The sequence below is a fragment of the Paenibacillus sp. FSL H7-0357 genome (genome assembly GCF_000758525.1).
Classification (GTDB): Bacteria; Bacillota; Bacilli; order Paenibacillales; family Paenibacillaceae; genus Paenibacillus_AQ.
In genome coordinates, this window is record NZ_CP009241.1 from 4,270,525 (window position 1) to 4,288,053 (window position 17,529).

A 17,529-nucleotide genomic window follows, 5' to 3' on the forward strand; every position below is an offset into this window, starting at 1 on the left:
TAGATATCATAAAAACTCCTATGGAGTAATTAGCTATAACTTAACACAGTTAAGTCTTTCCCGATGTGACTGTGAGCATGCTCAAACTATGTTAAATATCATGTCTTTCAAGTAGGCCTCTTTTTTATGAAACTCTATTAACGAACGATAAAATTGTCTTAACTGGAAGCCATTCTTTAGATTGTGTTATTCTGTCTAATAGTGAACTCAATTTAGAGAGCGGGATGTTACTTGAAAAGAAACATATTATATATTGAAGATAATGAGAAAATAGGCAATTGGGTAAAAGAAGAATTGGAGCGGCGAGGATTTTCAGTTCAGTGGCTGCTTTCTGGTGATGGAGCCGAAAAAGAAGTGAATCAGCATGAAATCGTTATTTTGGACATCATGTTACCCGGTTTAGACGGATTTACTGTGGGAAAACGATTAAAAAAGGCAGCTCCTGCTGTTCCTATTTTGCTGTTAACTGCCCGAACATCGATAGATGATAAGGTAGAAGGTTTACAATTTGCTGATGACTATTTAACGAAGCCATTCCATACGGATGAATTAGTTGCTAGATTAGAAGTATTAATCCGTCGAAGTGGCGGAACACATTCCGAACGTATTTCATTAGGAAATGATATTGAAGTAGATCCAGAAGTCCAAATGGTATTTGACAAAATCACAGGAGAAGAAATTATATTGACAGGGAAACAACATCAAATTTTAATGTACTTCTTACGCCACCCTAATCAAGTGTTACCAAAAGAACAAATCTATGAAGCCGTTTGGGAAGAAGCTTTTATAACAGGTGATAAAACATTAATGGTACATATCCATCGACTGCGCCAAAAGTTGGAACGTCATCCGGATTCCCCAGAGATTATTGAAACGTTGAAGGGAATAGGTTATCGGGTGAAACTATGAAACAGACTAAATCATTATTTCGTCGTTTTCTAAAAGGACATTTTCTATTTATCTTTTTTCCTCCGATTGTACTTATTTTCTTATCTGCGTTCATTGAGTCTCCTTTTAATGAAGAAGAGCTGAACAAGTTAAATTATTTTTACGTTGTACTGCTTTTCTTTGGTTTTATTATTGTAGCATTTGTTGTAATATCTTGGATTTTCTTCTTGAGGCTTCGTAAACGTCTCACCCGCTTACAGGAAGTCATGTCATTTTCAGCTAATAATTTTCCTAAACCAATATCTGTTCAAAGAGATCGTATGGATGAAATAGACCAGTTAGGAAGTTCTTTTAATTGGATGATTCAGCAGCTTGAAGACAGCCGCAAGCGAGAATATGAAGAGGAATTATTACGACATCGGCTCATTGCGAATTTATCTCACGACTTACGAACGCCACTTACTATTTTGAGAGGACATATCACCAGATTAAATAAAGAAGCAATAAGTTTAGAAGGACAAAACTCATTAACAGAGATGAACCATACGATTACAAGAGTCGGAGATCTAATGGATGATTTACTTTCCTATACATTGCTTACATCAGGGAAACATCCTTTCGGGCCCACTTCAACAGATATTGGACGTTTAGTAAGAGCATCTGTTGCTGCGTGGTATCCTGTATTTGAAGAAAAAGAAATTCAGGTTGATGTTGATTTACCGGCAGAGGAGACTTTTTATTGGAAAGCAGATCCTAAATGGATGACACGGGTTCTGGACAATTTATTTCAGAATATTCTTCGCCATGCAGCAGAGGGGAAATATGTACACATTATGGTAGATGTAGAAAAAGAACAGATCCTTGTTGCAGACAGAGGTCCAGGTATGGATAACTCTTCCTATGAGCATGGGGCGGGGATTGGTTTATCGGCTTTAAATTATATGTTGAAAAAAATGAAGCTGAAAGCTGACTTTACATCAAATGAAAACGGCACAAGAGTGGTTATTGGTAGAGCTTAACCTAAAGGTAACCCAGAATTAAACAGCATGATCACCGGGATGTAACTTTGCTTCTTTATAATTAGAACCATAACAGAAAGGAAGTGTTATGGTTGCTTACAATTGATAACTTAGTCAAACATCGCGGAACTGGGGAAATCTTATCAGGTATTAGTTTTAAAGCTAGACCAGGTAGAGTAACTGGTTTTTTAGGTCCAAATGGGGCAGGTAAAAGTTCTACACTTCGCATCCTGCTTGGATTAGATCGTGCCACCTCAGGGAGTGCGCTAATTAATGGAAAGCCATTCGCAGAATTACATAACCCTCTGGCAACAGTAGGTGCCGCACTTGATGGATTTGGAGCTCATCGTATGCGAACAGGACGGGCACATTTGCGTTGGATTGCCCGTGCGGCAGGATTGTCCCGCTCACGTGTCGAGGAAGTTCTGGAAATAGTGGGTCTTACTAATGCGGCTGGCAAAAGAGTTGGAAGTTATTCCCTTGGTATGGGAAGAAGACTTGGAATGGCTGCTGCATTACTAGGTGATCCCCAGATATTGATTTTAGATGAACCCGTAAACGGGCTCGACCCAGAAGGAATTCGTTGGATTCGGACATTTTTACGTGAACGTGCTGATTCTGGAAACACGGTGTTATTATCCAGTCATCTAATGGGAGAGCTTGCAGAGACTGTTGATGATGTGGTGATTATTAAGCATGGAAAAATCGTTGCAAATGGAACATTGGAAGAAGTAATAGGTAACCATTCCACGCTGGAGGAAGCCTTTTTTGCCCTGACATCTGAAAATGCAGGTGAGGTTGTATGAGAGCATTCAACGCGGAACTATCTAAATTGTTCTCCCTGCCGGGCATTTGGCTTGCCTTGCTTATTGGAGCATTTGCCCCAGCGGTCATTGCTGCCTTGGACAGCATAGCACAAAAAGAAGAGATTATAGCTGGAGTTAGCACACGGTTAACGGAAGTTGGCTATATCGGGTTAGCTCTTGGTGTGCAAGGCGTTATTATTCTTGGGGTGCTTGCTGTCAGCAGTGAGTATTTGACAGAGAGCAGTGAATCTGGTGGAGGACAACAGATTACAACAAGTTTAACTGTTGTTTCATCCCGATTTCTTTTTTTGCTGGCAAAAGCAGGCGCTGTGACAGTGATCAGCATACTGTTATGTATTGTTGCTATTATGACAACTGTGTCAGCAACGCATCTTATTCTTGGTGAATATGCCCCTGCATTTGAATGGTCTAAACTTATCGGTGCAGTTTGTTACTGGACATTCACTGCTCTTTTAGCCTTTGGGATAACTATTCTAACAAAGAATGGTATTATCCCGCTTGCTGTGCTCATAATAAATTCTTCTGTTGTATCATTTAGTGTCCTGCTTTCTAAGGTTACAAAGTTGGCGTTTTACTTACCAGATAGGGCTGGCGCTGAAATGTTTATGTTTACGAGCGACAGACTTCACACCCCGTTCACAGGCGGTGTAGTCATGTTTGCCTGGGTAGCCGTTATTTTCATTGTTGCAGCTATTGTATTCCATAGGAGGGACGTTGCATCATGAGTGTCTCATCTAGTAGAAAGATAACACAAATCCTTGGTGCTGAACTGGATAAATTAGTTACATTACCATTGATATGGCGCACTCTTATGGGTACCTTCATTCTTAATTTAGGTTTAGCCGCAGCTTTTACTTCTGCTGGTCTACAAGGAGCAGCAGGAACGCAAAGTATACTGAATATAGGACTTGCTTCTATGGGATATCTTCAAGCAGGGTTCATTATTCTTGGTATCTTCGCTACTTGTTCGGAGTATACGGGTGGACAGATTCGAACTACTTTAACTACGATACCTTGGCGTGGGTTTCAATTATCCACGAAGCATTTGGCATTGGCAATTATAACCATTCCTGCTGCATTTATTATTGCTGCATCAGGTGTACTATATACTTTTATTATGATGAGAGACACAGCAGTAGTGATTGAAATAGACACAATGATAGAATCATTAGCAGGTGCAACAGGCTATCTAACCTTAACCACACTTCTCAGTGCAGCTATAGGTGCTTTATTAAGACGAACTACTCCTGCTTTAGTGGTACTGCTTGGTTATTATTTCATTGTCAGTCCTTTGTCGAGAGATTTTCTACACAGTATTAAAAATTATTTTCCGGATACAGCAGGATATTATATGTATATGCCGCCTTCCTCTGATGAGATAAATGTCCTTACACCCATGCAAGGGACAGGTATTTCAATGTTATGGACACTGATCTTTTTTACAGCAGCTATTGTATTTTACCGTAAACGAGATGCGTAAGTTTATTCCATCGATGAATCCCACGGGATGTTCTTGAGAATATTGAGTGGGAATAGCTTAGGAACTAAAATACTCTCTTTTATCTGCTTGTATAGCAAATAGAAGAGAGTATTTATTATATTTCGATAAGTAAAGTAGTACTAGAAGTATTTAATTTGTAATTCCAAAGCTAGTATTAGTTATATATTTCGGTTTATTGCTATGCAGGACATGAGAAGGGTTTCACAGGTTTAGCTGTCATGATAACGCTCTTTCTGTGCCTGTTCATACTCCGTTCATATTGCCGTCACGAAGGGGACATCTTGGTTGATTACACTTTGAATATGTCGCTAGCGCGGCTCTACAGATATAAAGACAGGAGAAGATGAACGTGGCAGGAACGGTGGAAATCAAGACAGGGAACAGAATCCGCAAAAAACAGAAACTATGGTTGAAAATAATAGGAGGTCTTCTCGGGGCGCTTGTGCTATTCATGGGCATCTTGTTTATCGTTAATGTGATCAGTAACGGGGTCGAGAAAAAGAAAATCGAACCGTACGGCCAGTATGTCAATGTGGATGGTAAAAAAATGAATGTGTTTATTCAAGGCAGCGGCGAACAGACAATCGTCCTTCTTCCTGGACAAGGAACTCCGTCGCCAGTACTTGATTTCAAATTGCTGATCGATGAATTGTCTCCAGAATACAAAGTCGTAGCGATTGAGCCGTTCGGATACGGGTTGAGCGACGAAACTGAGAAGGAAAGAACAACAGAGAATATCGTCAGTGAAGTTCACGAAGCTGTGCAGCAGTTGGGTATTGACCGTTACGTTCTTATGGGACATTCCATCACTGGACTATACGGAGTGTCTTACGTGAACAGCTACCCGGATGAGGTTCTTGCTTTTGTCGGCATCGACAGCAGTGTTCCGAATCAACCCGGCATGGATGTCAAATTGCCTCTGAAATCCATGCAGTTTCTGCAAAAATCAGGTCTGATGAGATTGTTCCAAAAGGTGAGCGAAGATCCATATGAGTCACTTGCCATCGATGAGTATACTAAAGAACAAATGCGTCTCATTTCGAATCAAGTCGCGACCAATCCAACAATGATGGATGAGCTCAGACATCTCGGTACCAATTTTAAAAATGGAGAACAGCTTACCTACCCTAACGATTTGCCGGTGCTTCTTTTCGTCCAGTCGAATAACGAGAACAATGAGCAGTGGGTTCCGCTGCATGAGGCACAAGTCAAACAATCGGCACAGGGAAAAATGATCCCGATGGAAGGCTCACATTACCTGCATCATACGAAATTCAAAGAAATCGCCGGGGCATTCAAAGCGTACATGAAGCAAATACAACCTTTCAAATAATAAGAGGAGGGAGAGAGTTTGGCACAACCAGCAGGAGAGGAAGTAAGGAAGCGTTCAATAGTGAAAAGAGTGCTGCATATTTCATTAAAAGTAATCGCCGCAGTGGTTATAGCTATTCTACTTTTTATCGCCATCGTATTTACTGTAAACAAAATCAGCAGTCATTCAGAACAAAAAAGAATGGAGCAGTATGGTCAGCTTGTGTCTGTAGATGGTAAGCATATGAATGTTTTCATCCAAGGCGAAGGCGAAGAAACCGTAGTGCTTCTTCCCGGTTATGGAACAGCGGCGCCCGCACTTGATTTTAAGCCACTCCTATCAGAGTTAAGCCCTTATTATAAAGTCGTCGTGATCGAACCTTTTGGTTACGGATTGAGCGATCAATCCCGGAAGGAGCGCAGTTCAGCCAACATTGTAAGTGAAATTCATGAAGCGTTACAAAGTCTCCAGATCGATCGTTACACCCTTATAGCTCACTCTATTTCCGGGCTCTATAGTCTGGATTATGTGAACCAATATCCAAATGAAGTGAAAGCCTTTATCGGGCTGGACAGCAGTGTTCCGTCACTAAGCGAACAGAAAATTGATTCGTCTGATACAGAACCGGTTAAATGGTTCCGCAACCTGGGCTTTGCCCGGTTACAACTGAAACTGAGTGCTGACCCTTATGAAGGACTGCCCTATGATAAAGCGGCTAAAGAACAATTGGACATCTTGATACGCAAAAACATGTATAATACAACTCAATTAAATGAGGCAGTGAGTATGTATTCCAACTTTAAAGCAGCAGAAAAACTCACTTTTCCTGCCAATTTACCTGTCCTTTTCTTTCTTCAGGCGAATCACCCTGCGACGGACCGATGGATTCCGGAACATGAGAAGCAGATACAGAACTCTGTACATGGAGAAATGGTCTTATTGGACGCGGGACATTATCTGTATCGTTCCCATTCTAAAGAAATCTCTGAAAAAATAAGGGGATTTACGGGAGGAATAAACTCAACAGATTAACAGTCTGGTACCATCATAAATCGCGCGCTGCGCGATTTATTTTGCGTTGCAGTTACTCTCTTTTACGAACAAAAGGAGGCGAAAATTGATCTTTTCTGAAAAATCGGGATGTCAAAGTGAAAATCGAAATGACAGGAATCTGCGGAAAGGATCTGGCCCCCAATATTTCCAACGGCGACAGCCTTGAACTAGAAAATAAAGTTATAGACTGCCGCTGTTTGTTGAAATAACGTTTCCTTTTAGTTCAAAGCCACGTGGAAGTGAACTAATTTTCGTCCTCTGCAATATGCTTCAACAACTTGGCTGGATTACCTGCGACAATCGCATTTGCAGGTACATCTTTTGTTACTACCGAGCCCGCCGCAACAATAGAATTGTCACCAATCTTCACACCTGGCAAAATGGCGCAGTGCCCACCAATCCAGACATTGTTGCCAATCGTAATCGGTATGCCGTACCCAGTTTTATTTCGGTCCTTCGGTTCAATTGAATGACCCGCTGTATAGATTCCGACGTTCGGTGCAAACATGCAATCGTCGCCAATGTGAACTTCAGCCATATCCAATATGGTGCAGTTATAGCCAGCATAGAAGTTGCGTCCCACATGAATGTTATAACCTACGTCACAATGAAAATTATGCTCGATGCTTATTCCTTCACCAGCGCTTCCAAACAACTCTCGAATCAATCTTTCTTTCTCTTTCCCATCCTCAGGGTCGCAGTCATTGAAAGCCTTAATAAGCTTCTGGACACGCAAGCCTTTCTCCCGTAGTTCATCCGTTCCACGTTCGTAGTAGAACTTTCCTTTATTAGGTTCGCTCATAAATATCCCCTTATTCCAACATTTTACTAAGTATATACGATAGGGCGTTCACATAAAAACTATTCTGATATGATCTTGGATTGAAATTACAATCTGTAATAAGATTTACGTTGTCAACAATCACCATTTACCGCTTCTATTATTTTATAGCAGAGCATTGCCATTTCTGCAGCGGATTGCTTCGCACCGCTTCTAATCCAACTTGCAGCTACACTGTAGATGGCACCGCTCCAAAAGTAAGCAGCGTAGTTGGTAAGTAAGGATACATCTTTTGATCTAATCAATTGTGCGTCTTGCATTTCGCTAAGTATAGTATCTGCCATGTTAACTTTCAGGATAATTTGTAAGCAGTCGATATGTTGTTCTAAAGTGTGAAATAAAGCAAGCCAATAATCATAAGAGTTTCTAATTGGATGATGCAGATTCATCGCAGCAACGATTTTATCTACAATTTCCTTCATCGTACTCTGTAGAATATCTTCTTTGGAGTTGTAATTCCGGTAGTAAGCAGTGCGGGACACCCCGGCCCGTTTAACGATACCTGTAATCGTTATATCCTCAAAAGCCTGATCCTTCATAAGCAGCACCAAAGCAGCTTCAATACTTGATCTAGTGATTCGATTTGATTCCTCATTTGATAACCTGAGGCCTTCCATACGTTGTAACTCTGTATCTTCTTTCTCAGACATTACAATCTCCCCTTCTTTGTTAAGCCCGTTCTATCATGCATTGACCCTGTTTGATATGATGTTACAATTGTAATGTCAGTTCGAATGTATGTTATTTAATGAATTTTGTCAATTGAATTTAAGAGGGGAAATCTTATGAAAGCACTAATTCTTGAAAAACCAGGGGAACTGGACAGCCTTACTGTTGTTACAAATAGGGAGATGCCAGAACCCAAAGATAATGAGATCAGAGTGAAGGTCTATACAGCAGGATTGAACCCTTCGGATTACCAAGTGGCTGAGTACGATGGTCTGGAGTCCGAGAAGAAACGCGTTCTGGGATTAGAAATTGCAGGAATTGTAGATGCCGTTGGCAGCAGCGTGAACAATTTTGAAATTGGAGACCGCGTGTACTATCTTCGCAGCATTAATAATCTCGATGGCGGATTTGCGGAATACTCTGTGACTACAGCTCACACTGCAAGCAAACTGCCGGATGAAGTGCCTTTCGAACTGGCAGCGGTAGTTCCGGCAGCAGGATATACGGCGTATCAAGCGATAATGCAGAAGCTTAAGCCGCAATCCGGTGGCACCATATTGATTCATGGCGGTGCAGGGGGTGTAGGGGGATATGCGATTCAATTAGCAAAAATATGTGGATTGAAAGTGATTACTACTTGCTTAGGAAAAGATATCGACTATGTACGCGTTCTTGGGGCAGATGAGGCAATTGATTTTACTAAAGGAAGTGTATATGAAGACATCTTGAATCTGACTAATGGCCGGGGTGTTGATTACGTTTTAAATACGATAAGTCCCGATAGTGCAACTAAAGACCTTGAGATTCTTGCCTTCGGCGGCGAAATGGTTGTAACGGCTGGATTCCCTGATTTTAGCAGAATCCGTTTTTATGATAAAGGGATGTCTTTACACGAGATAGCACTTGGTGCTGCTCATACACAAGGTGATTTTAATGCACAATCCAATCTGGCAAGAATTGGAGATCATTTTGGTAAATTGCTTGCAGAAGGAAAGATTGTACCTCCACAAATCACAACGATAACCATGGAAGAAATTCCATCCTATTTGAAAAAATTAAAAGAAGGCAAGATCACCGGCAAGGTTGCAGCCAGAGTCATTTAGGAGCGACTATTTGCAAAAGAGGGATCAATGATCGTTCTGATAGGTAGACGGAAGGAAAAATTGGAGGGGATTTCGGCGTTAATATCTCTATCAAACGGCCAATCCTGTATAATATCAGCAAATGTTACATGCCTAGAAGATGTGAATAAACTGCGCGAGCAAGTGTTAAGCCGTTTCGGGAGAACACTTTAGCTGTTGAGGAAAAAGAACATGGTATAAGGTTTACGTGGATTCATTTGTAAAAAACATGACTAAACGCCAATCAAATTGCAGTAAAAAACATAATTAAACGACTGTAAACAACCGTAAATAATCGGTTGTTTTTTGCATTAGATGCATTAGAAAGGGGGTACTCGGCAAATGGACAAGAACATGGTACTATTGCCGATTTGATGATTATCTAAAAGCTCCATTCCAGAAGGCGATGTTATATGAAGTGTAGTAATGGACCGTGGAGCGGATCTGTAGCCCGTTGTTGTCCAGACTGTTGCTACCAAAATGCTGGAGATAATAGTCATAGGTTCTCTCAGCATTATAAAACGATAACTCCGAAATATTGAACCCCTATCCGAAATTCAAGCCATATATAACAGAGATTTTATAGTTTATAATGTATTTCATAAAATCCATATAATTACATCAAAGAATTTAATTCGCAATAAAAAAAGAATATATTTCATTTTATGAAAGGAGAATATGTATTGCCGGAAATATTAATCATAATCCCGAGATAAAAATTATATATAGGATAGGTGAATAAAATGATTGATTTATTACAGTTACAAAAAAGAGTTTATCAGAATAAAATTGCGAAAGGATTTAATGTTACTGATATTTTTCAAGAATTTTGTTTTATATATGGCGAATTATCAGAAGCTTGCGAAGCTTATCTGAAAAAGAAAGACGATTTGGGTGAAGAATTGGCTGATGTTGCACTCTACTTAATAGGGCTTTCGGAACTTCTAGGAATTAACTTGGAAGAAGAGATAGTGTGTAAAATGGAAAAAAATGAAAAAAGAATATACGAAAATAAAGATGGTGTACTTACAAAAGTAAAAGAATAAAACTTTCCCCCACTCGGCACACGATATGACACCTCATGTAAAGATAGGGGCAGATCCAATTGAAGCAGGTGACTACATCATTCCAACCAAAGAAGTTTTACGCTTAATGGACAAAATGATGAGCGTAGTTTATTGAACACAACTCACTGGAGTTGTGTTTTGTAAGAGGACAAGAATATATACCTTTTGAAATCCGCGCAGGGCGCGGATTTTTTATTATGGCTTTAGCCAGTTGAGTGCGTGAAACGCGCGAAACAAAAAACCACCCGCTATGCGGGTGGAGGGATCGAGGGTTTGACCAACAAGACCATTCCGATAAAATTGAGATGTTCAGGCGAGGCGAAGGGAATGGTCTTAGATGGCAAACAGAGCTATAGTTTAGCTCACACAAAGTGGATGTGCAAATACCACATTGTATTCACCGAGCACTGTGGGTCTAAATGAAGCCAACGTAGTACCGTAAACATTTTTTGAAAAAGTCGTAAATAGGCGACGATGGTAGTGTATGCAGGGTAAATACAGGCCATTGAATGTTGCGAATGTTTTATGAATAAAAAACTAATTTCCGCTCAGTTAAATCTGGCTCTGATCTTAGATGTATCGAGCGGTCACTTATTGCTTCGACGTCCTGCCGGTCATGGGTAACAAACAGGCAGGTCATCTCCGCTTTCTTTAAGATCGTCCGCAGCTCGGAACGGATCGATTCCTTTAGCCCCGCATCGAGGTTGCTGAAAGGTTCGTCCATCAGCAGAATCGTCGGCTTCTGCGCCAGCGCCCGAGCGAGCGCCACCCGTTGCTGCTGCCCGCCGCTGAGCTCATGGGGATAACGTTCCTTGAATTCGCCAAGCTGGACAAGGTCAAGCATTTCCTCCAGACGCTTGGCCCGCTCTTTTCTCGGAAGCCGGTGAAGGGCGAACTCGATATTTTTCCGGACATTCATATGAGGAAAAAGCGCGTAATCCTGGAATACCATCCCGACACCCCGTTGCTCCGGCTGTACAAAGGTACTTTCATTGACCACAGGAGCGCCGTTAATCCGGATTTCCCCTCCAGCCGGAATCTCCAGGCCCGCGATCAGCCGCAGCAGCGTGCTTTTTCCGTTGCCGCTTGCGCCGACAATGCCGACAATATCCCCTTTTTCAATGGAGCAGGAGAACCGTTCGATAACCGGGGGAATCCCCCGTCCGTAAGAGAACGAAAGATTATGGATTTCTACAATACTCATTTTTCCCACTTCCTGTCTAAGCGATGCATTACATAAACCGAGATGAAGCTGATGAAGATAATAAGCAGAGACGGGATGGATGCTTCGAAAATTTGTTCGTCGTTCGCGTACCGGTAAGCTTTTGTAGCCAGGGTCTCGAAATTGAAAGGTCTGAGTATCAAAGCAAGCGGAAGTTCCTTGCAGATTTCCACAAAGGTTAAGATACAACCGCTCATTACCGCCCCCTTGATCAAAGGCAGATCCACTTTAATAAATGTTTTCGTCATCCCAAGCCCCAGCATCCTGGATGCTTCCGTAAATTTCTGTCCCGTTTTCTCAAATCCGACTTCCACAGCATTGAATCCTGTAGCCATAAACCGGATCACATAGCCCATAACCAGCATGGCCAGGGTTAAACTGAGCACAAGAGGTGTTCCGTTTAATGCAAACTGATGATGAACAGCGGCCCAACCTTTATCCAACTGCAGGAACACGACCAGCACACCGATGGCAATAATCGCTCCAGGAATGGAGTAGCCGGCGGTTACCGCTTTGGAGAGAAAAAATGAAGCTGTAGAACGCGAACGATTCGCAGCGGCTACAATCAGCGCAAACACCATAATAATCAGGGTGGAAACAGCAGCCACGGACAAGGTCTGATAGACAAGATGGACAAAGTCCCCATTCCACATGGTGTCAAAGGTCCAACTGGCCCATTCGATCAATTGAAGAAGCGGAAACAGGAAAGAGGCACACCAGACAATCATACAAAACACGGCTGCCGATATTCCCGGCAATCCGGTAAGTCGTCTTGGCACAAGCGGTCTCGATTTGCTGGTTGTAGAGCTGTAAGCCCGCCGTTTGCGAAGCAGCATTTCGACAAAGAACAGGCCTAGCACAATAATCATCAGCCAGGCGGCAAGGCGCATGGCCGAATCGGCATCGTACATCCCGAACCAGGTCTGAAAAATTGCCGTAGACACGGTCTGTATTCCGAAATAGCTGGTGACCCCGTAATCGCTCAGCACCTCGAACATGACCAGACTGACGCTACCTGCGATCGCCGGCCGGGATAATGGAAGGGCGATACGGATATAAATGGACCAGCCATTTCTTCCAAGCAGCCGGGCGTTCTCAATATAAGAAGCGCTCTGTTTTTCCAGGAACGATTTGGTGATCAGGTATACGTAAGGGAACAGAAACAAGGTGAATGCAATAACCGCGCCCCGCATTGAAGAAAACGTAATAAGTTCCTGATCGGGGACGATCCCGAACCGGTTCCGAAGCGTGGTCTGGACAACACCGGTGTAGCTGAACATCGTGCTGTACGTAAATGCGGCAATATAAGGAGGAATCGCCAAAGGCAGGACCAGCGCCCACCTGAAGAACCGTTTCCCCGGAAAATCAAATACCGCTACTAGCCAGGCTAGCGTGACACCGAGCAGTCCTGTAAGTACGGCAACCGTCATTGTCAGCTGAACCGTCTGGGCAATATAATCCTTGACCAGGTACTGCCTGATTTGCACCCAGTTTTCGTTCGGCGGATCAAAGATCGAGAGGAATACGAAAAAAATGGGCAGCAAAATGACTGCTGCCCCCGCTAAGCTTACGATCCGCCAAACGCTAAGGCGCCTTTTTAACTTTACCTTAACTGCGCTTAGATGCATATGTTATTTCCAGCCTGTTTTGTTCATGATCTCAATCGCCTTGGCATTGTGAACGCCCAGTTTGTTGAAATCGATTTGCTGCGCTTTGAAAGTTCCCCAGGATTTGAGCAGTTCAGGCAGCTCTGTTTTTGCATTTACCGGGAACTCATAGTTTTCATTGGTAACCATGGTCTGCGCTTCTGCGCCGGTCAGGAATTCAATGAGCTTCACGGCATTTTCCGTATTCTTGCTGTGTTTGATTACGCCTACGCCGCTGATATTCACATGAGCGCCTGTTGTTTCCTGGTTCGGGAAGAATACACCGATGTTTTGCCCGACCTTCACTTCTTCAGGATCATCCGAGTTCAGCATCAGACCTACATAGTAAGTATTCATAATCGCAACATCGCCCACACCGGCAACGATAGCTTTCGCCTGGTCACGGTCGTTTCCTTCAGGAGTACGGGCCAAGTTGGCAACAAGTCCTTTGGACCACTCTTCAGCGTTCACCTCTCCGTTCAGTTCAATGAATGACGACAGAAGGGACTGGTTATACAAGCTTGAGGAAGGACGGACAAGTACTTTACCTTTCCAAGCAGGGCTTGTCAGATCCTCGTAGGTGGACAGTTGTTCGGGTTTAACCCGATCCTTAGCGTATACAATCACACGGGCGCGTGTGGAAAGTCCGATCCACTCATTGTCGGGATCACGAAGTTCTTGAGGTACGTTTTGATCGATGGTTTCCGAAGTTACCGGCTGAAGCAACCCGGACTGCTTGGCATTGTTCAATACGCCTCCGTCAACGGTAAGGAACAAATCAGCCTGTGTGCTTTCTCCTTCACGCTTAAGACGCTCAATCAATTCCTCTGCCTTGCCATCGATAAGATTTACTTTGATTCCGGTTTCCGCAGTGAATTTTTCATACAGCAGGGCGTCTACGTCATAACTGCGAGCGGAATAAACATTTACTACTTGCTCAGCAGCCTGTGCAGTTGGCTGGTTCTCCCCCGAGTTAACGGCGCTTGTTTCATTGGTCTTGTTGGCACCGCAGCCTGCCAACAGTCCGACAGTCAAGATTCCTGTAAGCAATGGAACTAAAAACTTTCTATTCATCATACCAAAACATCCCCCTGAAATTATAATGATTCTCATTCTCATTAAGGGATATGATAACTTTTATGATCTCTTTATGTCAATAAAAATAAACTCAACTGATTCATCGGGAGTCATTTTTTTATGCATATTGTCATCGTTTGGAGTTGTTGCAGGCGATGTAGTCCTCAACATGTTTCCTTAGCTCTAGATAGATCTTACAGCTTCGATACTCCAGGTCATACTAGAGCTATCCTGTTCTAATAATGGGTAACACTGTAGTGTATTCCCCTTATCATGGTTCTAAGCGTTCTAGCTCCTGGAATGGAACTGAGATTATGGATTACGGAAAGAAACCGTTCGTCATCAACATTGAGCAAGTAACGAAACTGAATAATACCTTTCGAACTGCTTTATGGTCGGGAGAATATTTTCAAGTTACAGTTATGAGCATTCCGGTTGGAGATGACATTGGTTTAGAAGTACACCCTCATACAGACCAATTTATCCGAATTGAAGAGGGCCAGGGTCTCGTTCAAATGGGTGACTTAGTTTATGTTATTTACGCACCACCAGAACATCCGACCGGAACCATACATGTTACAAAGGTGGAGGCAATGGTATCACATTGATAGACGACGCTTTAAATTTAGTATTTATAACTTCAGTTTCATTCAGCAGACAATTATCGAAATTATCGAATAGAACAACTGATTTGAAGAAACATAATGTCAAACATGTACGCAATGCGCCAACATTAGTCCCCTCCTTAGTTAAATGAGCCTTTCACCGGATAAAGTTGAGTGAAAGGCTTCTTTCTCGTGTTCATATCCTTTTGCTATCTTCATAACTTCTTCATAAGCTGCAAATTTGTTCTTCATAACTCTCTTATATAGTGTAACTATAAGGAGGAGATACAAATGAAGAAACTTTGGATTGGATTATCAGCATTGGTACTTGTTATGGGGATTGGAACCGCTGGCGCTTACGCTGCAACAGCAAACAATGATACTAACGGCAGCAGTTTTTTAGGAAAAATGCTACCCTTTGCCAAACAAATGCACCCAAACCTGTCAGAGGACCAAATCAAGCAAATGCATGACAATTGCAGCACTTCAAACGGTACGGGAATGTCAGGAATGATGCAAAATTCTCAATATAGCAGGGGTATGATGAACTTCTAATCCGATCATGATAAGATAAGACCTCATAGAAATGAGGTCTGTCTCATTTTAACAACAAAGCAGGTGATGAAGTTCGTGAAAATTTTAGTAGTGGATGATGAAGAAAATATCCTGCAGGTCATTAAGGCTTATTTGGAAAAGAATAATTATATTGTGTACAAAGCCGACACAGGAAGAGGCGCGATTCATCTTTTTGAAACCTTTCAGCCCGATCTGATCGTGCTGGATTTGATGCTTCCGGATATGACCGGAGAGGAAGTATGCAGAATGGTACGTAAATCATCGAACGTTCCGATACTCATGCTGACTGCAAAGAGCAGTGAGGACGATATGGTGAATGGGCTCATGATTGGAGCCGATGATTATATTACCAAACCATTCAGCCCAAGAGAGCTGCTCGCCCGGGTGATTAGTCTTTTAAGAAGAACCAATCAGCGGGAACAAGGGAATATGTCACTGCTGTCATATGCGCAAGGCTGTTTAACAATGGATTTGGAACGTTATGAGGTGAGAATTCACGAGGAGCCCGTATCCCTTACCCATATGGAGTTTAAGCTGCTGGAAATTTTAGCGAAGCATCCGAAGAGAGTGTTCTCACGCCTTGAACTGGTTAACCTTACCCAGGGTGATACCTTTGAAGGATTCGAGCGAACCATCGATGTTCATATCAAGAATATTAGACAAAAAATTGGCGATGACCCTAAACACCCTGTTTTTATCGGTACAGTATTTGGAGTGGGATATAAATTCTTGGTGAGTCCGGATGAGAAATAGAGGCGGATTGAGCAGAAAGCTTCTTATATCCCATGCCGGTGTGGCTCTTGCTGCGCTTCTGTCTATTGTCCTGCTTGTCAACATAGTAATGAATGTTTCGTTCAACCAATATCAGAAAAACCAGGAGCGGGCGGAAATACAAACGTTACTGGAAGATCTAAAAGAAGCTTATAATGAGTCAACCAGCCAATGGAATACAAATGTATGGATGATGATTTCGCACCAGGCGATGGTTAGTGAATATATCGTTCGTGTATATGACAAAGACCACCAATTGATTTGGGACACTAGCCAAATGGGGATGCAAAGAAAAGTGAATTCCCAGCCTAAGCAAGACACCATTACAAAAGCAATCGTAAAAGACAATCAGCAGGTCGGGACAATGGAATTTCAACCATTGAACGAAACATCGCAAAGCCAAAATCAGCAGTTTCTGCGAATGTTTAATACATTGTTATGGGCCGCAATGATTCTCGTTATTGCCGGGACGTATCTGTTTAGCAGCTATATGGCCAAAAGCATTAGCCAGCCTCTTTTAGAGATTAAAGATATCGCTTCGCGAATGAGGGAGGGAGATCTCACTTCCAGGGTTGAAGTTGTAAATCAAAATACAGAGATTGATGACGTGGGGCGTGCGCTCAATCATTTGGCTGAAGGGTTGGAAAAGCAAGATCAGTTAAGGAAATCACTGACTGCTGATGTGGCGCATGAGCTGCGAACGCCCTTAACTACTATACAAAGCCATTTGGAAGCTTTTCAGGATGGCATATGGGAACCGACGCCGAATAAGCTTCAAGTGTGTCATGATCAAGTCCTGCGACTGGTTCGACTCATCAGTGATTTGGAAAATCTGGCTGCAGTAGAGAATCCAATGGTTCAGCTGAAGACGGAGATCGTATCTCTTAACGATATTGTTGAGATGTCGTTAAATACAGTAGCCAGCCAGTTTAGGCATAAAGGACTTTCAGCTGACCTGATAAGTACAAATGACGTTTGGATCACAGGGGACCGTTCGCGGCTCGTTCAGGTATTAGTAAATCTGATAAGCAATGCATTCAAATATACGAGTTCTGGAAGTATTCATATTGAAGTGTTAAAAGAGAAAGCAGAGGGCGTAGTCATCGTATCCGATACCGGAATGGGAATACCTGAAGATGAACTTTCCTATATCTTTGAACGTTTTTACCGCGGGGAGAAATCAAGGAATCGGAAGACTGGCGGAGCCGGAATAGGACTAGCGGTTGTTAAAGCCATAGTGGATGCTCATGCCGGATCTATTCATGTTGAAAGTGGGAATAAAAAGGGAACTACTGTTTGTGTTCGTCTTCCATTAATTCGATGAAAGGATGAGA

General features: G+C 42.5%; 19 protein-coding genes. 13 read left to right on the plus strand and 6 right to left on the minus strand.

Features of this window, described 5'->3' with window-relative positions; all coding sequences use genetic code 11:
* The first annotated feature begins 231 nt into the window (after nucleotides 1–231).
* The 7 genes from H70357_RS18410 (at nucleotide 232) to H70357_RS18440 (ending at nucleotide 6,579) form a co-directional block, all read left to right on the plus strand.
* Nucleotides 232–909, plus strand: coding sequence for a response regulator transcription factor (locus H70357_RS18410; RefSeq protein ID WP_038592499.1), 678 nt, complete (start codon nucleotides 232–234; stop codon nucleotides 907–909).
* Nucleotides 906–1,907 (plus strand): HAMP domain-containing sensor histidine kinase, encoded by a 1,002-nt coding sequence (locus H70357_RS18415; protein WP_038592502.1) that lies wholly within the window; start codon nucleotides 906–908, stop codon nucleotides 1,905–1,907. Before H70357_RS18410 ends, H70357_RS18415 begins: the two co-directional genes overlap by 4 nt.
* An 83-nt stretch (nucleotides 1,908–1,990) precedes the next feature.
* Nucleotides 1,991–2,713 (plus strand): ABC transporter ATP-binding protein, encoded by a 723-nt coding sequence (locus H70357_RS18420; protein WP_442950449.1) that lies wholly within the window; start codon nucleotides 1,991–1,993, stop codon nucleotides 2,711–2,713.
* Complete coding sequence (locus H70357_RS18425; protein WP_038592508.1) at nucleotides 2,710–3,459, plus strand: ABC transporter permease; 750 nt, start codon at nucleotides 2,710–2,712, stop codon at nucleotides 3,457–3,459. The genes H70357_RS18420 and H70357_RS18425 overlap by 4 nt, the downstream gene beginning before the upstream one ends.
* Nucleotides 3,456–4,214 (plus strand): ABC transporter permease, encoded by a 759-nt coding sequence (locus tag H70357_RS18430; RefSeq protein ID WP_038592511.1) that lies wholly within the window; start codon nucleotides 3,456–3,458, stop codon nucleotides 4,212–4,214. Before H70357_RS18425 ends, H70357_RS18430 begins: the two co-directional genes overlap by 4 nt.
* A 364-nt stretch (nucleotides 4,215–4,578) precedes the next feature.
* The gene (locus H70357_RS18435) at nucleotides 4,579–5,568 is read left to right on the plus strand and encodes an alpha/beta hydrolase (protein WP_038592514.1); all 990 of its coding nucleotides are present in this window, start codon (nucleotides 4,579–4,581) and stop codon (nucleotides 5,566–5,568) included.
* Between the two features lie 18 nt (nucleotides 5,569–5,586).
* Nucleotides 5,587–6,579, plus strand: coding sequence for an alpha/beta fold hydrolase (locus tag H70357_RS18440; RefSeq protein ID WP_038592517.1), 993 nt, complete (start codon nucleotides 5,587–5,589; stop codon nucleotides 6,577–6,579).
* A gap of 265 nt (nucleotides 6,580–6,844) precedes the next feature.
* On the opposite strand, the gene H70357_RS18445 is transcribed toward H70357_RS18440, so the two are convergent.
* Nucleotides 6,845–7,402 (minus strand): sugar O-acetyltransferase, encoded by a 558-nt coding sequence (locus H70357_RS18445; protein WP_038592519.1) that lies wholly within the window; start codon nucleotides 7,400–7,402, stop codon nucleotides 6,845–6,847.
* Between the two features lie 113 nt (nucleotides 7,403–7,515).
* Nucleotides 7,516–8,091: a TetR/AcrR family transcriptional regulator gene (locus H70357_RS18450; RefSeq protein WP_038592522.1), complete on the minus strand. Its 576-nt coding sequence runs from the start codon at nucleotides 8,089–8,091 to the stop codon at nucleotides 7,516–7,518.
* Between the two features lie 135 nt (nucleotides 8,092–8,226).
* On the opposite strand from H70357_RS18450, the gene H70357_RS18455 reads away from it, so the two are divergent.
* Complete coding sequence (locus H70357_RS18455; protein ID WP_038592525.1) at nucleotides 8,227–9,213, plus strand: zinc-binding dehydrogenase; 987 nt, start codon at nucleotides 8,227–8,229, stop codon at nucleotides 9,211–9,213.
* Between the two features lie 396 nt (nucleotides 9,214–9,609).
* On the opposite strand, the gene H70357_RS35370 is transcribed toward H70357_RS18455, so the two are convergent.
* Nucleotides 9,610–9,768: a hypothetical protein gene (locus tag H70357_RS35370; protein WP_442950474.1), complete on the minus strand. Its 159-nt coding sequence runs from the start codon at nucleotides 9,766–9,768 to the stop codon at nucleotides 9,610–9,612.
* Between the two features lie 206 nt (nucleotides 9,769–9,974).
* Between H70357_RS35370 and H70357_RS18460 the strand changes: the two genes are divergently transcribed.
* On the plus strand, nucleotides 9,975–10,277 hold the full coding sequence (locus H70357_RS18460; RefSeq protein ID WP_197073598.1) for a MazG-like family protein: 303 nt from the start codon (nucleotides 9,975–9,977) through the stop codon (nucleotides 10,275–10,277).
* A gap of 544 nt (nucleotides 10,278–10,821) precedes the next feature.
* Here H70357_RS18460 and H70357_RS18465 read toward each other — a convergent pair.
* The 3 genes from H70357_RS18465 to H70357_RS18475 form a co-directional block, all read right to left on the minus strand.
* Nucleotides 10,822–11,502, minus strand: a complete 681-nt coding sequence (locus H70357_RS18465) for an ABC transporter ATP-binding protein (protein ID WP_038592528.1) — start codon at nucleotides 11,500–11,502, stop codon at nucleotides 10,822–10,824.
* Nucleotides 11,499–13,064 carry an ABC transporter permease gene (locus tag H70357_RS18470; RefSeq protein ID WP_331281723.1) on the minus strand — a complete coding sequence of 522 codons (1,566 nt, stop codon included), beginning with the start codon at nucleotides 13,062–13,064 and terminating at the stop codon, nucleotides 11,499–11,501. The genes H70357_RS18465 and H70357_RS18470 overlap by 4 nt, the downstream gene beginning before the upstream one ends.
* Before the next feature lie 87 nt (nucleotides 13,065–13,151).
* Nucleotides 13,152–14,243 carry a Fe(3+) ABC transporter substrate-binding protein gene (locus H70357_RS18475; protein ID WP_038592535.1) on the minus strand — a complete coding sequence of 364 codons (1,092 nt, stop codon included), beginning with the start codon at nucleotides 14,241–14,243 and terminating at the stop codon, nucleotides 13,152–13,154.
* Nucleotides 14,244–14,485: 242 nt separating this feature from the next.
* Between H70357_RS18475 and H70357_RS18480 the strand changes: the two genes are divergently transcribed.
* The 4 genes from H70357_RS18480 (at nucleotide 14,486) to H70357_RS18495 (ending at nucleotide 17,519) form a co-directional block, all read left to right on the plus strand.
* Nucleotides 14,486–14,851 carry a cupin domain-containing protein gene (locus H70357_RS18480; RefSeq protein WP_442950450.1) on the plus strand — a complete coding sequence of 122 codons (366 nt, stop codon included), beginning with the start codon at nucleotides 14,486–14,488 and terminating at the stop codon, nucleotides 14,849–14,851.
* Nucleotides 14,852–15,139: 288 nt separating this feature from the next.
* Nucleotides 15,140–15,403, plus strand: a complete 264-nt coding sequence (locus H70357_RS18485) for a hypothetical protein (protein WP_038592538.1) — start codon at nucleotides 15,140–15,142, stop codon at nucleotides 15,401–15,403.
* A gap of 66 nt (nucleotides 15,404–15,469) precedes the next feature.
* Nucleotides 15,470–16,177, plus strand: coding sequence for a response regulator transcription factor (locus H70357_RS18490; protein ID WP_038592541.1), 708 nt, complete (start codon nucleotides 15,470–15,472; stop codon nucleotides 16,175–16,177).
* A complete protein-coding gene (locus tag H70357_RS18495; protein WP_038592544.1) occupies nucleotides 16,167–17,519 on the plus strand; it encodes a sensor histidine kinase in 1,353 nt (450 codons plus the stop codon). The genes H70357_RS18490 and H70357_RS18495 overlap by 11 nt, the downstream gene beginning before the upstream one ends.
* Nucleotides 17,520–17,529 lie beyond the last annotated feature (10 nt).

Bases quoted from the DNA above. Each gene is read 5' to 3' on its own strand.
- H70357_RS18455 (WP_038592525.1), top strand. From the start codon at position 8,227: ATGAAAGCACTAATTCTTGAAAAACCAGGGGAACTGGACAGCCTTACT.
- H70357_RS18495 (WP_038592544.1), top strand. From the start codon at position 16,167: ATGAGAAATAGAGGCGGATTGAGCAGAAAGCTTCTTATATCCCATGCC.
- H70357_RS18445 (WP_038592519.1), bottom strand. From the start codon at position 7,402: ATGAGCGAACCTAATAAAGGAAAGTTCTACTACGAACGTGGAACGGAT.
- H70357_RS18450 (WP_038592522.1), bottom strand. From the start codon at position 8,091: ATGTCTGAGAAAGAAGATACAGAGTTACAACGTATGGAAGGCCTCAGG.
- H70357_RS18465 (WP_038592528.1), bottom strand. From the start codon at position 11,502: ATGAGTATTGTAGAAATCCATAATCTTTCGTTCTCTTACGGACGGGGG.
- H70357_RS18435 (WP_038592514.1), top strand. From the start codon at position 4,579: ATGAACGTGGCAGGAACGGTGGAAATCAAGACAGGGAACAGAATCCGC.
- H70357_RS18480 (WP_442950450.1), top strand. From the start codon at position 14,486: ATGGGTAACACTGTAGTGTATTCCCCTTATCATGGTTCTAAGCGTTCT.
- H70357_RS18415 (WP_038592502.1), top strand. From the start codon at position 906: ATGAAACAGACTAAATCATTATTTCGTCGTTTTCTAAAAGGACATTTT.
- H70357_RS18425 (WP_038592508.1), top strand. From the start codon at position 2,710: ATGAGAGCATTCAACGCGGAACTATCTAAATTGTTCTCCCTGCCGGGC.
- H70357_RS18490 (WP_038592541.1), top strand. From the start codon at position 15,470: ATGAAGTTCGTGAAAATTTTAGTAGTGGATGATGAAGAAAATATCCTG.
- H70357_RS18475 (WP_038592535.1), bottom strand. From the start codon at position 14,243: ATGATGAATAGAAAGTTTTTAGTTCCATTGCTTACAGGAATCTTGACT.
- H70357_RS18460 (WP_197073598.1), top strand. From the start codon at position 9,975: ATGATTGATTTATTACAGTTACAAAAAAGAGTTTATCAGAATAAAATT.
- H70357_RS18430 (WP_038592511.1), top strand. From the start codon at position 3,456: ATGAGTGTCTCATCTAGTAGAAAGATAACACAAATCCTTGGTGCTGAA.
- H70357_RS18485 (WP_038592538.1), top strand. From the start codon at position 15,140: ATGAAGAAACTTTGGATTGGATTATCAGCATTGGTACTTGTTATGGGG.